We start from the raw sequence: 15,284 nt of genomic DNA, 5'->3' as shown, positions 1-15,284 counted from the left end.
TTTCAGCAATGTACATTCAATTATTCGGTTTACCATAAATTTCTAATATTTATCAGTCATTAAGTTTTGGCAGTGTAATAATAAATGCAGCCCCTTCTAATGGCGAATCTTCAACATAGATCGTTCCTTGATAGCTATCGATAATTTCATTACATACCGATAAACCAATACCTTGGCCTGGGTTTAGCTGATCTGAACGTACCCCTCGTTGAAATATCGCTTCTCTCATATCAAGCTTTACACCTGGACCGTCATCTTCAATCTTAATGGTAAAGTGAGTGTTGGTTTCTATCACAGTAATATGCACTTGGCTGATACAAAAACGGAATGAGTTCTCAAGCATATTGCCAAATAATTCCATTAAATCATCTTTATTTAGCGGCAACATAATATCTTCATTGAAGTGATAATGCAGTTTAGCTTGTTTATCCGCATAAATTTTGCCAAGCATTAAGCTAAGGCTATTCACAACCGGCATTAATTGAGAATTACTTTTTTGTAGCCCTTGTTGACCTACCATTGCCCGTTTTAACTGATATTGGACAAGATCATCCATTTGGCTGATTTGCTCCATAATACGTTGATTTAGCTCGTGGCGCTCTAACGTTTTATCATCCAATAATGCATTTGTTGCCGCTAAACGGGTTTTTAAACTATGAGCAAGATCATCCATCGCATGGCGGTAACGTCCTTTTTGATCACTACTTATACGGTTTAATCGGTTAACTGCTTTAGTGACTTCTTGCAGCTCCATTGGGTAATCATTATCGAGTTTTTCTCGTTTCGCTTCCGCCATTTGATCGAGTTGAGAGGCTAACTTGCGTAACGGCTGAAATCCCCAGTGAAAGGCGGCAATGAGAAATGCAACAGCAATAAGTACAAAAAGACCGAGATAAAATGCGGTACGTTGATGGAGTTTTTCTAATGATTTTTCATAATCATTTGCTGAACGTAATACAACGAGTTGATAAATGTTGCCATTTTCTTTATCTCGACTGAGGTTATAAGCGATATAGCCTTTGTTATCACCCATTTTTATAAGGGTAGGCGTCGGTATATTTTCAGGCAAATAACGACAAACATTTTTTAAATTCGCTTTATTGGCTTCATGAGATAACCATGTGGTGTTATCAGCTTGATCACACACGACGGCAATATAATCGGTGTCTGATGGGTCAAGAGAGTCAATCCACTTATCAACATCTTTGATTAAGCCAGCACGATTAAGTTGAGCAACAACCATTGGCATTTGAGCGACAAGCTCTGAAGAGTATGAAGCCATATAGCTTTGAGAATAAAGCTTATTAATCACACCTGCTAAGGCCGATGTGACTAAAGCAATAATAGCGACAGAGGTGATTAAAACTCGACGTCTTAAACGCGGCTGTATAAGTTTATTCATTGGGCATTAAGTTCAAAAATATACCCTTGACCACGAATGGTTGATATTGGGTTATCTTGACCTGTTTTAGTGAATTTTTTACGTAAACGACTAATCATAACTTCGATTGTATTTGGATCACCTTCTTGATCTTCATATAACACATCGAGTAGGCGTTGTTTTGATACAACCTGACGGCTATGGCGCATGAGATATTCAAGTAAGTCATATTCAAAAGCGGTTAACTCTAATAATGTTTCATGAACATAAACTTGTTTCGCGAGGAGATCTACACGGATATCACCTGCGGTCATTTCCGGCTTTACAAAACCAGCGCTTCGGCGAACGAGTGCACTTAAGCGAGCAACCATTTCTTCTTTTTGGAATGGCTTAACGAGGTAGTCATCAGCACCAGCTTCAAGGCCTGTTACTTTGTCTTGCCAATTTGAACGCGCAGTAAGAATAAGAATGGGAAGACGAAGCCCCTTTTTACGCATGTCTTTAATTAAACTAATCCCATCGCGGTCGGGTAAACCAATATCAACAATCGCAATATCATTGGGGTAGTTTTCAGCAAAGAATAAACCTTCTTCTGCCGTATTTGCACACTGAACTTGGTTGCCTAATTCACTGAGTTGAGATTTTAAGTGATGGCTAAGGATTGCATCGTCTTCGACAATAAGAATTCGCATAAATTAAAGCACCCAAGGTTGCTGATTATAGTTATAAATATCTATGGTACGAAATATTGCAATTATCCGCATTATTTATCATTGCCATAAACTTAATATTTGAGCGTTATAGCAGAATGGGTATTTATAAGTCAGATTGCTATGTGTGCTATTAACTAAATAAAATGTTTGATTAATAACAAATTAACGCTACAGGTCTTAGTGTAGGTATCTTGACTGAATAGGGGCTGACTCATAAGAGAACTCATTAGCCAGCCCTTATTAGAAAGAGCAGCATTCAAGCCAATAATTACTTTAGAATAATAATTAACGTACCTGCAATAGTGAGCAATACGTTGGCGATAGCATAAGTACCTGCATAACCTAAAGCAGGAATAGTACTACGCGCATGAGCGTTGATCATATCCATAGCTGGGGCACAAGTACGCGCGCCTATGATGGCACCAAAAAGTAGTGCACGGTTCATTTTCAGTACATAAGCACCGAATAGATAGGCTAATACGACAGGGATCACACTCACCATTAAACTGGTGACAAAAACAGTTAAACCGATATGAGCAATGGATTCAAAAAGGTTAGAACCTGCACTTAAGCCGATACCAACCATAAAGACCATTAAGCCTAAATCTTTTGCCATATTTAACGCCCCTTGAGGGACATAACCAAAAGTTGGGTGGTTTGCACGTAAAAATCCAAGTGTAATACCTGCAATTAAAAGGCCTGCAGCACTACCTAAACCAAACGCAATATGACCAAATTTCATGGTAATTAAACCAAGCAGTAAACCTATGATGAAGAAACAACAAAAAGCTAATAAATCTGCAATCTGGCTGTGGATTGAAATAAAGCCAATACGTTCAGCTAAACCATGAACACGACTTTTCTCGCCACTAACTTGCAGAATATCACCTTTGTTTAACAGAATGTTGTGATCCATCGGCATTTCGATTTGAGCACGAACCACACGGTTTAAAAAACAGCCGTACTCTGACAGGTTCAATTCAGATAAACGTTTACCGGCAATACCATCGTTCTTTACCACGATTTCTTCTTCAATGATGCGAAGATCTAATAAATCACGATCAAACACTTCTTTACCATTACGGAAACTAGGATCAAGACGAGCGTGGCTGTCGGGGTAACCCACTAGTGCAATTTCATCACCTTCTTGTAAAATTGCATCACCATCAGGGTTAGCTAAAATACCGTTACGACGAACGCGTTCGATATAGCATCCTGTTTGGCGGTAGATACCTAACTCACGAAGGTTACGACCATCAATCCAATTAATCAGTTCAGGTCCAACACGGTATGCGCGAATAATGGGTAAATATACTTTTCGCTGTGCCACTTCACCAATACCACGTTCACGTGCGATCTGTTGTGATGATTCAGCTAGATTTTGTTTTTGTAGTGTAGGCATGAGCTTCGCGAGGAATATCAAGCTCACTAGGCCTACTAAATAGGACATCGCATAACCAACACTTAAACTTTCTGTAAGCTGTTTAATCATTGTTGGATCGGTAATACCTGAAAGCCCAGTATTTAATGCGTCTTTAGCGCCCACTAATACTGGGGTTGCAGTTAATGACCCCGCCATTAAACCTGTCGCAAGGCCAATATCCATATGTAGATAATGCGCCATTGTCATGGTTATCGCGATGGAGGAAAGCAAAACGACGAGCGCAAGTAAAAGGTAGTGCTTACCGTCTCGAAAAAAGATGCCGAAAAAGTTTGGACCCGCTTCTATACCCACACAAAAAATAAACAGCATAAAGCCAATATTTAAAGCGTCAGTATCGAAAGTAAAACCAGCATTACCAAACAGCAGTGCTGTGACTAAAACGCCAATAGAATTACCTAAGCTCATCTTACCAAAGCGTATTTTGCCAATACTTAAACCTACGGCAAGAACAACAAAAAGTAATAGAATATCATTATGGTGTAGAAGTGCTGCTACATCAATGTTCACAACAGAATTTCCGACAATAGTGGAGAAGTAAGAGTTATCAAATTCTAGCTGATTTTTGCAGACTGTTATAGCGTATATTCTAAAAAAATGTTGAAAGTTAGTATTAATAACTTCTGAGTGTGTATTCTTTATCTGAAGGGATAAAAGCGGAAATATAACGGATTACTGTACGTTAAAAATACTGTTCATTTACGTTGTCAGTTAGTAAAAAATAGAGATAAAAAAAGGCCGACAATATCGACCTTTCATAAACTGAATTCTTTTCTTATTGGAACAGTAGATTATGTTCTTTAGAGTAAGCTTCAAATTCAGTACAGCCACCAATGTGCTCTTGATCAACAAAGATCTGTGGTACTGTTTCAACGGGTTTACCTACCGTTTTTTCCAGATCCGCTTTACTGATGCCTTCCGCATGAATATCAACGTAACGGAAGTTAAAGTCGTCACGCTCTGCTTTAATTTTTTCTGCTAATTCCTTAGCACGTACACAGAATGGACAACCTGGGCGACCAAAAATAACTACGAACATAAAATCTCTCCTGCAAAATTATGTTGTTACTATAACGTGTGTTTATTGATAGAGAAAGGGGGATTTGCCTGTTAGAGCAATAGAGAAAATCGATGGCGGGTTATATATCAAGAAGTGATGACGGCAAAGAATAAAGCCAAGCACGAGGCTTGGCTTGTATTACCGATTAGGTTAACTTAGAAGTCGTAACGAATACCCACTTGTAATTCGTTATCTTCACCTTCAATTCGGTTAAATAGGTAACCTGCATAAGTACGTAGGTTTTTATTGAACTTATAGACGCCATCTAACGCAAAGTAATCTACATTGTCAGTTTTTACGCCGCCGTCTTTAGATTGCTTAAAGTTGTATGCTGCTTGAGCAATAAATTTACCCATTTTAACAGCTGTGGCTAATTCATAGCCAGTTAGATCGGTATTACCGTTTTTACCACTCGCATAAGTACCAGCTGCGTAAAAATTATTGAATTCGTAGCTTGCTGCTAAGTTGTATTGGTTAGCATCAACGTCAACACCATCTTTGCCACTAACATAACCAGCACCTAGAGATAGACCAAATGGGAAGGCATATTGTGCTGCAATACCATAACTGTCTGAATCTTTTACTGCATTATTGTTTTCAGCAATGTAGTTAGCTGAAACTGTGAAGTTATTGAATTCACCAGCGTATAAAAAGTTATTTTCACGCTTATCTTTGTTACCATCAACAAGATCAACACCGTCACCACCGAAAGTAGCAAGAATATCTGTGTAATCTGTCAGCATAACCTGTGCTGAATCTTGCTTACCATAAGAGAAAGCACCTGCCTGAGTATCAAATCCAGCATATACGTAACGACTCTTAACAGTAGAGTCACTACTATCAGAGATTTCAGCTTCATATTTACCAAAAGCAATAACTTGATCAGAAATCTTTGCTTTACCTTTTAGATTAATACGGGCACGGCTCTTATCTTTAAAAGCATTACCAGTGCCATCTGCACCTTTATTTGCATCAGATAGGTTAAAACGCGCTTCAGCACGACCACCAATACTAAGTGATTTATCATCATCTTGATAAACAGTTGCAGCGTTTACTGTTCCTGCTGTTAATGACGCTAAAATTGCCGATGCCAATGCTACTTTTTTCATTTTCTAATCCCCTAGAAAGAATGTTATTTGGGCTTCATTGCCTCTTGAATGAGAGCAGATTAGTGCATGAATGTTAAAGTTATGTGTAAGTAAAAAGTTACTTTTATTACATATATCAATGAATTGAGTAGGTGTTTTATGTGAACTGCTACGTATTTTGTTAAAGGTAATATTTAGTAAAAGAGAGGGGAGACTCATCACTATTAAATAAGTTAACAATATGATCATCATGATGTTGAATATAAGCATTGTTTAATAATGCGATTTATATCGCTTTTAAGCATAAATCGTGATGGAAGTGCCATTTAGTCATCTATTTCTAGTTAAATATGATCATTCGTATGACAAATAGATGATGTTTGGCATTGGAAAATTATATGGCGCTTGTTTTGTTGAATTATATGGAATGAAATTTTTAATTTTTTATCTTTATTTAATTCAATTAAATCAATATCTTGAATTTACATAAGGTATTATTATTTCATTATGGAATATAGTTATTCATAAATTCATATTCTCTAACAAAATTCATTAGATGTTATTATTAAAATTCTTTACAAAATAGAATGTTTTCGCACTTTTTCTCACTTTATTGCCTTTTTCCGTGGTTAACCATTGATCTGGATCGCACCATCAATTAGAATTCGCGGCGCATTTAGCATGCATCTATATTTTAAAATTTATCACTTTTGTTGAATTACTCCTGCAGGGGAAATACATGTCTACGAAATTAGCGAACCCAGCGCCTTTAGGCTTAATGGGTTTTGGTATGACTACCGTTCTTTTAAACATTCATAATGCTGGGTTTTTTCCATTGGATTCAATGATCCTAGCGATGGGTATTTTCTATGGTGGTCTAGGTCAAATTCTTGTAGGCATGATGTGCTTTAAGCGTGGTGATACGTTTGGAACAACAGCGTTTACTTCTTATGGCTTATTTTGGTTAACGCTAGTCGGTCTTATTGCATTACCGAAGATGGGGTTTGCAGCAAGCCCTGCACCGTTCATGGCTTGGTACCTAACACTTTGGGGCCTATTTACTGCATTTATGTTTATCGGTTCTTTACGTTACCCTCGTGCTAAACAAGTAGTATTTGGTTCTCTAACTATTTTATTCTTCTTATTAGCGGCTCGTGATTTTACGGGTAATACGACAATTGGTTTCATCGCGGGTATAGAAGGTATTTTCTGTGGTCTAAGTGCAATTTACTTTGCAATGGCTCAGGTATTAAATGCTGAATACGGTCGTACAATCTTACCTGTTGGTGAGCTGAAGACTGAGCAAGTAAGCCTAAAAGCTGCTGCTTAATTTTGCGAAGTATTGAGACAAAAAAACCTCGTTAATTAACGAGGTTTTTTTATATCTGAAATCTATGAAAATAACGTTATCACATGGGAGAAAAATAATAGTTAGATGCAAGATTCAGTAATTTGAATGTTAGGTTTAAAGGTAAAGTGGCCTTCAGGGCTAACATCATTTTCTTGACGTGATGTTGTTCTAAACTGAGAAGGCGTAATGCCATATTTACGTTTAAATGCATCGCAAAAATATGCAGCACTACCAAAACCAGATCGATTACCTATTTGTGAAATAGAATAATTTGAAAAAGTAAGGTAGTTCAAGGCTAAACCCATTCTAACATCAAGTAATAATTGGCTAAATGAAACCCCTTCTTTTGCCAAATGTCGACGCAGTGTAGATTGCGTTGTAAAGAGCGCTTTCGCCATATCGTCGACACTCCATTTGCGTTGAGGATCTTGGGTAATCAAACGCGCAATAGTTCGCTCTTTAGGCTCATCATAGTTGAAGCGGTAAACGTTGAATACATCAATACCTGCTTCATTTAATGCCATTAAAATAAAGACTAAACACTGGCTTAGCAGCGTTTTTTCCATGGAAGAGCCACATATCGAAGGCAGTAATTTATTAAATAGAACGAAGTTTTGATCCACAATTGCAGGGGTTGGAATCGTGTAGACAGGAGAACAACTTGCCGTTGGGAAAGTGGGTTGTTTTAACGCACTGATATATTTGAATGCTTCAGTGATAGATTCTTCATCGATCATCAACAATTGTAATTCAATATTTTCTTGGCTATTAAGTTGATTAATAGAACAAGAGATATGACTGAACTTAGGAACGACAAAAGTACTATTATTTTTTAATTCAATAGCATGACCGTTGATGTGAACATCACCTTGAACATTTGATAATTTTACAATTAAGTGGTGGTCGACATAAAACTCTTTTAGAACTACGTGGCTCTGAGAGAGGATACGCTTATATTTCATACCAGTACTGCTTCTCTAAAAGTGGAAATAAATCCTTCATTACACACCATAATTAGGCGGCCGTCCTATATGTACCGGTATTCTATGTTGGAATATGCTGATACCAAGGTACATGCGTGTGAGTATAGGACTAAAAGAAACGGTTGAATAGATGAAATCTACTCAACTTTTGTTATTGATCATATTGAGTATGTTTATCTATATAAAATGGATACATCTTGATATGTGAATTTAAGTAATTTAGGTCTTATGCTCTATATACGGGATATTATGCTATTTATCACGCTACTGTTATAGATGAAAGGCATAAAAAAAGCTGCTTTGAAAGCAGCTTTTCTAACAAGTTTACGCTTAAAGATTAGCAAATAACCTTAATCGCTAGACCACCTTGAGATGTCTCACGGTATTTAGCATTCATGTCTTTACCTGTTTCAAGCATTGTCTCAATGACTTTATCAAGTGAAACACGGGGATCAGATGAGCGGCGAAGTGCCATACGTGTAGCATTAATTGCTTTAACTGCTGCAATGCCGTTACGCTCGATACATGGAACCTGAACTTGGCCAGCAACAGGATCACACGTTAGACCAAGGTTATGTTCCATTGCAATTTCTGCAGCCATACATACTTGTTCAGGGCTACCCCCCATAAGTTCTGCAAGACCAGCAGCAGCCATAGAACATGCCACGCCAACTTCGCCCTGACAGCCTACTTCAGCGCCAGAGATAGAAGCATTACGCTTGTAAAGACCACCAACAGCACCAGAAGCAGCAAAGTAGCGGGTGTATTCTTTAGGGCCAACTGACTGAACAAACTTATCGTAGTAAGCAAGTACTGCTGGAATAATGCCACATGCGCCGTTTGTCGGTGCGGTTACAACACGACCACCTGCTGCATTTTCTTCGTTTACAGCAAAAGCAAACATGTTAACCCAGTCAACAACCGTCATTGGATCGTTGCTTAGCTTTTCAGATGTTATTAGCTGTTGACGAAGTGCTGCTGCACGACGAGGAACACGTAGAGGACCCGGTAGGATACCTTCTTCGTTCATACCACGTTCCATACAATCACGCATTGTTTTCCAGATGTTAGCAAAGTAATTACTAATCTCATCTTCAGCGTTCATTGCACGTTCGTTAGCCATAACTAAAGAGCTGATTGATAAACCGTGCTCTTTACATTGTTCAACAAGTTCAGAGGCATAGTTGAATGGGTAAGGGATAACAACACTTGATTCTTGCGTTTTACCAAAGTTTTCTTCATCAACAATAAAACCACCACCGATAGAGTAGTAAGTCTTAGAGAAAACGTTCTCATCACCAATCCAAGCATGAATAGACATGCCGTTTTCGTGCAGTGAAAGGTTAGTCGTATGGAAATTCATACCACCATCACGTGGGAAATCTACTGTGTGGCAATGCATACCAACAGGTAGACGTTCGGTTTCTTCAACACGGGCAATAAAGCTTGGAATACTATCGATATCAACATGTTCAGGGCTGTTACCAGCAAGACCCATAATGATTGCAATATCAGTATGGTGTCCTTTACCTGTAAGAGAAAGAGAGCCGTATACGTCAACGGTAATTTTAGTTATGTCACGTAATTTACCCATGGCACGTAAATCATCGATGAACTCTTTACCTGCTTTCATTGGGCCAACAGTATGTGAGCTGGAAGGGCCCACACCGATTTTGTAAATATCAAAAACACTGATCATGTTTATTACCTCAGTCGGGGGAAGCGATTCTTGCCTCCGGCCAAGACTGTATGCGTTTTATGACTCGCCCCTTCCTTGGCGAGCGTACTTAAAAAACAAGAGCAGGGCGCTTAGCATCCTGCTCTTAATTATCGTATAGATTGCGTTTATTGTACCAGAACGCTATACCTTTTCTTGCACTTTATGCTTCAAAAAAGAAGTATTTTTGTGTTTGTATCGCGCCTGGTTCAAGTGCTATTAAAAAGCGCCGTAAATTACTGAAGTAATCGCAGCCACACCACACAGAGCAGTGAAAATACGTGCAGCAACAGAGGTTTTGTATTTCGCCATTGCTGGTACTTTCTGCATCGCAACAACTGGCATTAGGAACAGAATTGCTGCAATCATTGGTGCGCCCATTGTTTCAATCATACCAAGGATGCTTGGGTTGATGATTGCTACAATCCATGTTGTCACAACAATAAATGCTAGAGATAGTTTTTCAATTTTACCAACCGGCATTTTGCTACGAGATTTCGTTAGGCCAACAAGACCTTCATGTGCACCTAGGAAGTGACCGAAGTAGCTTGAAGTAATAGCAGCAAATGCAACCAGTGGACCTAAGTAAGAAATTGCTGGTGAATCTTTAATGTTTGCTAGGTAAGAAAGAACAGAGATATTTTGTTCTTTTGCCATGTTCAACTGCTCTGGTGTCATAGACAGTACAACAGAGAATACAAAGAACATGACAAAGCCCATTAGCATCATTGCTGCGCCGCCAGTGATCATGTCAGTTTTCTTTACTGCATCGTCACCGTATACATGACGTTGTTCTTTTGCAAACTGGCTGATAATTGGGCTGTGGTTGAAAGAGAACACGATGATTGGAATTGCTAGCCAAATAACAGTAGGCATTGATGACCAATCAGGTGCCACAGACACCATTGACATGTTCCAATCAGGAATTAGGTAAATAGACAGAGCAAGCAGAATGATAACCAGAGGGTAAACCATTGCTGATGTTGCCTTAAGCATTAGTTCTTTACCAAATACAACGCCAGCTGTCATTAGCGAGATAAGGACGCCTGATAGAAGCCAACGAGGAACAGAATCCATACCTAGTTGGTTCACCATGAATGAGTCAACAGTGTTGGTAATACCTACACCATAGATAAGAACGATAGGGTAGATAGCAAAGAAATAAGCGAATGTAATAAGGTTGGCACCTGTTTTACCGTAGTGTTCTTCAACGGTATCAGTAATGTCAGCGTTTGGATTTTTAGCTGAAAGAACAAAACGTGCTAAGCCTTTGTGTGCAAGCCAAGTCATTGGTGCTGCAATCAGTGCTAAAATAACTAACGGCCAGAAACCGCCCGCACCTGCTTTAATTGGAAGGAATAGAACACCTGCACCTACAGCTGTGCCGAATAGAGACAATGCCCATGTGAAATCTTTGTAAGTCCAACGTGATTTTGCTACATCAGTTTGTACTGCGGTCGATGTGTTTTGCATTTTTTGTCATCCAAAAAAAAGGAACGGAACGGAACGTTGTTTTAGGAACACGTGCATTCTCGTTATTTATGGCGGGATTACAATGATAAAGATCGCGTTATGTAAGCTGTCTTTATTTGTTGTACAAATAAAGAAGACTTAGCTCACAGTTTTAAATTTGGTAGAAGCTAAAAAAACAGCTAATAGCCTATAAATCATCATGCCAAATTTGATCTGAAAGTAGTTTTATCATTTGAGCGGTTGCTCCCCATACAGAATAATTCTTAAACGGGATGTTATATACATTGTGATTATTGCCATTAAGTAGGAATTTATATTGGCGAATATTGTTTGGGTTAAGCAAATGGTTCAGAGGCGCTTCAAAAATGCAATCGACTTCATTGGGATCTGCGATAGGGATGTAATCTGGATCTATTGTGGCGATAAAAGGCGTGACCATATACCCGCTCATGGTCGGTAAGGTAGAAAGACAACCGTGTACATCATTGCGAGAACAAGTAATATTCGTTTCTTCAAATGTTTCACGAATAGCGGTTGCGATTAAATCCTCATCTGTCGGTTCAAATCGTCCACCAGGAAAAGCAATTTGTCCTGGGTGGTGTTTAAGGTGTTTTGCCCTTCGCGTTAATACGACATTAAAGCCATTTTCGCGATAAACGAGAGGGATCAAAACAGCAGCTTGTTTAAATAGGGATGCGTCTTCCCAGTGCTGTCGAATTCGATCTTGATGGTTTTGATCATATTGAAGACTTGGTGCAAGAAGAAATCGACTTAAAATTTGCTGCTGTCCAACCATAAAACCTCGTTAGTCAAATGAAAGTGCTTTCATCTTAAATACTTTTTATTTTAAATATCATTATGATGTATTTATCTGTACCTATTGTAAGGTTGGCAGAATCTTACTCAATTTGTCGAGTGTTTCTTGATATTCGCTATCTGGATCACTATCAGCAACAATCCCGCCTCCAGCCCACGCATGAATTTTTTGTTCATTAGCCACCAATGTACGAATCGTAATACTGGTATCCATTGTGCCACAACGGCTGATATAACCGATGCTGCCACAATAAATACTGCGGCGGTGCGGTTCTAACTCTTCAATAATTTCCATGGCTCGTACTTTCGGAGCACCTGTTATTGAACCACCGGGGAAACATGCTTTTAATAGATCTGTCGCATTGTGATCTGCTGGTAATTCGCCTGAGACGGTACTCACTAAGTGATGTACGGCAGGAAAACTTTCTATTTTAAAAAGATGCGGTACTCGTACGGTACCGGGTGTGGCAACGCGACCAATATCGTTACGCAGTAAATCGACAATCATTAAGTTTTCTGCACGATCTTTTTCAGCATTTTGAAGAGCGAAAGCATTGGCATTGTCTTGAGCGGTATTTTTGCTACGTGGTCGAGTCCCTTTAATCGGTTTAGTTTCAATCAGTCCATCACGAAGTTGTAAAAAACGCTCTGGAGATACCGATAAAATCGCACCTTGTTTTAAACGAATAAAACCAGAGAATGGCGCTCCGTTTTCTGTTTCAAGAGTTAGATATGCTTGCCATTCATCGCCGGTATAATTGGCAGAAAAACGTTGCGCCAAGTTGATTTGATAACAATCGCCAGACAATAGATAATCTTGGATTTTGTTAAATTTGTTACAGTAATCCTCTTTAGTCATATTGGATGACCAATCAGATGTTAAAGAAAAGCTATCAACAAGGTTTAAATCTGTTGCGGGTTGTTGTTGTGAGAATGTCGTAAGCTGCTGTTCAAGCCATGTTTGACGCTTAGTCTCTTTTGGCTCTACTAGCGTTACCGTTTGTTCTTGATGATCCACAATTAAAGCCCAGTCATAGATCCCTAATGCTAAATCAGGTAGCGGAATGTCATGTTCAGCAATTGTTGAGATATTTTCAACCTGACGACCTAAATCGTAACTAAAGTAGCCTAATGCTCCACCAATAAATGGCAGTGTCATCATTGGGCTAACTGCAGGTAATAACTGCGCTTGTAATGTTTGTACTAATGCAAATGGATCATCGGTGTACGTTTCTTCTGCACCATTTGCATAGCAGACCTTGCTAATCCCATTTTCTGATTCAATAGTGGCTAAAGGATCAGCAACGATAATGTCAAAACGGTTATCTGGATGATTTTCTGCTGCCGAGCGTAATAGCATTGCCCATGGCAAACCAGAGAGTGGTGCAAACCATGTCAATGCCGCATCTTTTGAGTAGGCGAGCGACGTAATGCTTAATTTTGGGTGTGATTTACAAATCATTTTCTTTTTTGTGACAAGAGTTTGATTGGCGCGTAGCGCAATAATAAGTGCAAGAGTATCATATTCAGATAACGACGCCCAAAGATGTGCATGTACTTAATGTGAACATCGTCCCTACAAAATTGAAAGTAAATTTCGGGCGCTATGGAATGATATAACTCAACGAGGGCAACTATGACTGTCATCCGCAAAGAAGACGTAATTAGTAGTGTGGCAGATGCATTACAATATATTTCTTACTACCACCCACTGGATTTTGTGCAAGCTTTAGAAAAAGCCTATAACAAAGAGCAAAGCCAAGCCGCAAAAGATGCGATCGCACAAATTTTAATAAACTCTCGTATGTCTGCCGAAGGGCATCGTCCAATCTGTCAAGACACAGGGATCGTTACCTGTTTCGTGAAGATTGGTATGAACGTACAGTGGGATAGCGATCTTACTGTACAACAAATGATTGATGAAGGTGTGCGTCAAGGGTATACCAACCAAGATAACCCGTTACGTGCATCGGTTGTTGCGGATCCTGCAGGTCGTCGTATTAATACGAAAGATAATGCACCAGCTGTTGTTCATATTGATATGGTGCCAGGTGATAAGGTTGAAATTCAGTTAGCTGCTAAAGGTGGCGGCTCTGAAAATAAAACCAAAATGGTGATGTTAAACCCATCTGATGACATTGCTGAGTGGGTTGAAAAAACAGTACCACTGATGGGGGCTGGCTGGTGCCCTCCTGGCATGTTGGGTATTGGTATCGGCGGAACCGCAGAAAAAGCGGCTGTGCTTGCGAAAGAATCATTAATGGAATCAATTGATATTCATGAGTTGAAAGAGCGTGGGGCACAAACAACAGAAGAAGCATTACGCTTAGATATTTTTGATCGTGTTAACAAACTCGGTATTGGTGCACAAGGCTTAGGTGGTTTAACAACAGTTCTTGATATAAAAATTAAATCCGCACCAACACATGCGGCATCGAAGCCTGTTTGTATGATCCCTAACTGTGCCGCAACACGTCACGTGCACTTTACTTTAGATGGTACTGGTCCTGCAGAATTAACACCACCTAAGTTAGAAGATTGGCCTGAAGTGACATGGGAAGTGGGTGATAGCGTTCGTCGTGTAAATTTAGATACGGTTACGAAAGCAGATGTGCAAGAGTGGAAATCAGGTGAGACTGTTTTACTGTCTGGTAAGATTTTAACTGGTCGTGATGCAGCGCATAAACGAATTCAAGAAATGTTAGCCAAAGGTGAAGGTTTACCTGAAGGCGTTGATTTTAATAATCGTTTCATTTACTACGTTGGTCCTGTTGATGCAGTAGGGGATGAAGTCGTGGGTCCAGCGGGTCCTACAACCTCAACGCGTATGGATAAATTTACCGACATGATGTTAGGTGAAACGGGTCTAACCGGAATGATTGGTAAAGCTGAGCGTGGTCCAGCTGCAATCGAGTCAATCAAGCAGCATAAAGCTGTTTACTTAATGGCTGTCGGTGGCGCTGCTTATTTAGTTGCCAAAGCGATTAAAAAATCACGTGTCGTGGCGTTTGAAGATCTGGGTATGGAAGCGATTTATGAATTTGAAGTCGAAGATATGCCAGTAACAGTAGCCGTTGATTCTAATGGTACTAATGCTCACCAAACAGGCCCTGATACATGGCGTGTAAATATCGCTGAAATGGAAAAGTAAGCTATATAAGCATATCTAAGAAAAGGAGCCTTGTGCTCCTTTTTTATTGTCTCTTTAATCTTAAAAGGATTGTGATATTGACTCTATTTTCATATATGAAACAAGATTGT

General features: G+C 39.3%; 12 protein-coding genes. 2 read left to right on the top strand and 10 right to left on the bottom strand.

Going from position 1 to position 15,284, the window contains the following annotated elements:
• Positions 1-52 precede the first annotated feature (52 nt).
• The 5 genes from C9J45_RS00545 to C9J45_RS00525 all read right to left on the bottom strand — a co-directional run bounded on the left by C9J45_RS00545 (position 53) and on the right by C9J45_RS00525 (position 5,704).
• Positions 53-1,402, bottom strand: coding sequence for an ATP-binding protein (locus C9J45_RS00545; RefSeq protein WP_107205722.1), 1,350 nt, complete (start codon positions 1,400-1,402; stop codon positions 53-55).
• Positions 1,399-2,073, bottom strand: coding sequence for a response regulator (locus C9J45_RS00540; protein ID WP_005367047.1), 675 nt, complete (start codon positions 2,071-2,073; stop codon positions 1,399-1,401). Before C9J45_RS00540 ends, C9J45_RS00545 begins: the two co-directional genes overlap by 4 nt.
• A gap of 289 nt (positions 2,074-2,362) precedes the next feature.
• Positions 2,363-4,045, bottom strand: coding sequence for an aspartate:alanine antiporter (locus C9J45_RS00535; RefSeq protein WP_045083035.1), 1,683 nt, complete (start codon positions 4,043-4,045; stop codon positions 2,363-2,365).
• Positions 4,046-4,310: 265 nt separating this feature from the next.
• Entirely contained in the window at positions 4,311-4,574 is a 264-nt protein-coding gene (locus tag C9J45_RS00530; RefSeq protein ID WP_008986743.1) for a GrxA family glutaredoxin, read from the bottom strand.
• 176 nt (positions 4,575-4,750) lie between these two features.
• Complete coding sequence (locus C9J45_RS00525) at positions 4,751-5,704, bottom strand: porin (protein WP_107292020.1); 954 nt, start codon at positions 5,702-5,704, stop codon at positions 4,751-4,753.
• Positions 5,705-6,422: 718 nt separating this feature from the next.
• Here C9J45_RS00525 and C9J45_RS00520 point away from each other — a divergent pair.
• On the top strand, positions 6,423-7,013 hold the full coding sequence (locus tag C9J45_RS00520) for a GPR1/FUN34/YaaH family transporter (RefSeq protein ID WP_107205724.1): 591 nt from the start codon (positions 6,423-6,425) through the stop codon (positions 7,011-7,013).
• 101 nt (positions 7,014-7,114) lie between these two features.
• On the opposite strand, the gene C9J45_RS00515 is transcribed toward C9J45_RS00520, so the two are convergent.
• From C9J45_RS00515 to pabB, 5 genes are all read right to left on the bottom strand, one after another.
• The gene (locus C9J45_RS00515) at positions 7,115-7,996 is read right to left on the bottom strand and encodes an AraC family transcriptional regulator (RefSeq protein WP_107205725.1); all 882 of its coding nucleotides are present in this window, start codon (positions 7,994-7,996) and stop codon (positions 7,115-7,117) included.
• 358 nt (positions 7,997-8,354) lie between these two features.
• Positions 8,355-9,716, bottom strand: coding sequence for an L-serine ammonia-lyase (locus tag C9J45_RS00510; protein WP_107205726.1), 1,362 nt, complete (start codon positions 9,714-9,716; stop codon positions 8,355-8,357).
• Positions 9,717-9,953: 237 nt separating this feature from the next.
• Positions 9,954-11,207, bottom strand: coding sequence for an amino acid permease (locus tag C9J45_RS00505; RefSeq protein WP_107205727.1), 1,254 nt, complete (start codon positions 11,205-11,207; stop codon positions 9,954-9,956).
• Positions 11,208-11,394: 187 nt separating this feature from the next.
• On the bottom strand, positions 11,395-12,003 hold the full coding sequence (locus C9J45_RS00500; protein ID WP_107205728.1) for a CoA pyrophosphatase: 609 nt from the start codon (positions 12,001-12,003) through the stop codon (positions 11,395-11,397).
• Between the two features lie 81 nt (positions 12,004-12,084).
• Positions 12,085-13,485: an aminodeoxychorismate synthase component I gene (pabB, locus tag C9J45_RS00495; protein ID WP_199189312.1), complete on the bottom strand. Its 1,401-nt coding sequence runs from the start codon at positions 13,483-13,485 to the stop codon at positions 12,085-12,087.
• Between the two features lie 174 nt (positions 13,486-13,659).
• Here pabB and C9J45_RS00490 point away from each other — a divergent pair, with 174 nt between their 5' ends.
• Positions 13,660-15,174 (top strand): fumarate hydratase, encoded by a 1,515-nt coding sequence (locus C9J45_RS00490; protein WP_045083029.1) that lies wholly within the window; start codon positions 13,660-13,662, stop codon positions 15,172-15,174.
• The last annotated feature ends 110 nt before the right edge of the window (positions 15,175-15,284 follow it).

The organism is Photobacterium sp. GB-1, from assembly GCF_003026165.1.
GTDB lineage: Bacteria > Pseudomonadota > Gammaproteobacteria > Enterobacterales > Vibrionaceae > Photobacterium.
This window is presented reverse-complemented; position numbering and strand designations above follow the sequence as displayed.

Excerpts from the sequence above, each read along its gene's own strand:
- C9J45_RS00540 (WP_005367047.1), bottom strand. The coding sequence starts at position 2,073 with ATGCGAATTCTTATTGTCGAAGACGATGCAATCCTTAGCCATCACTTA.
- C9J45_RS00510 (WP_107205726.1), bottom strand. The coding sequence starts at position 9,716 with ATGATCAGTGTTTTTGATATTTACAAAATCGGTGTGGGCCCTTCCAGC.
- C9J45_RS00505 (WP_107205727.1), bottom strand. The coding sequence starts at position 11,207 with ATGCAAAACACATCGACCGCAGTACAAACTGATGTAGCAAAATCACGT.
- C9J45_RS00545 (WP_107205722.1), bottom strand. The coding sequence starts at position 1,402 with ATGAATAAACTTATACAGCCGCGTTTAAGACGTCGAGTTTTAATCACC.
- C9J45_RS00500 (WP_107205728.1), bottom strand. The coding sequence starts at position 12,003 with ATGGTTGGACAGCAGCAAATTTTAAGTCGATTTCTTCTTGCACCAAGT.
- C9J45_RS00490 (WP_045083029.1), top strand. The coding sequence starts at position 13,660 with ATGACTGTCATCCGCAAAGAAGACGTAATTAGTAGTGTGGCAGATGCA.
- pabB (WP_199189312.1), bottom strand. The coding sequence starts at position 13,485 with ATGATTTGTAAATCACACCCAAAATTAAGCATTACGTCGCTCGCCTAC.
- C9J45_RS00525 (WP_107292020.1), bottom strand. The coding sequence starts at position 5,704 with ATGAAAAAAGTAGCATTGGCATCGGCAATTTTAGCGTCATTAACAGCA.
- C9J45_RS00530 (WP_008986743.1), bottom strand. The coding sequence starts at position 4,574 with ATGTTCGTAGTTATTTTTGGTCGCCCAGGTTGTCCATTCTGTGTACGT.
- C9J45_RS00515 (WP_107205725.1), bottom strand. The coding sequence starts at position 7,996 with ATGAAATATAAGCGTATCCTCTCTCAGAGCCACGTAGTTCTAAAAGAG.
- C9J45_RS00520 (WP_107205724.1), top strand. The coding sequence starts at position 6,423 with ATGTCTACGAAATTAGCGAACCCAGCGCCTTTAGGCTTAATGGGTTTT.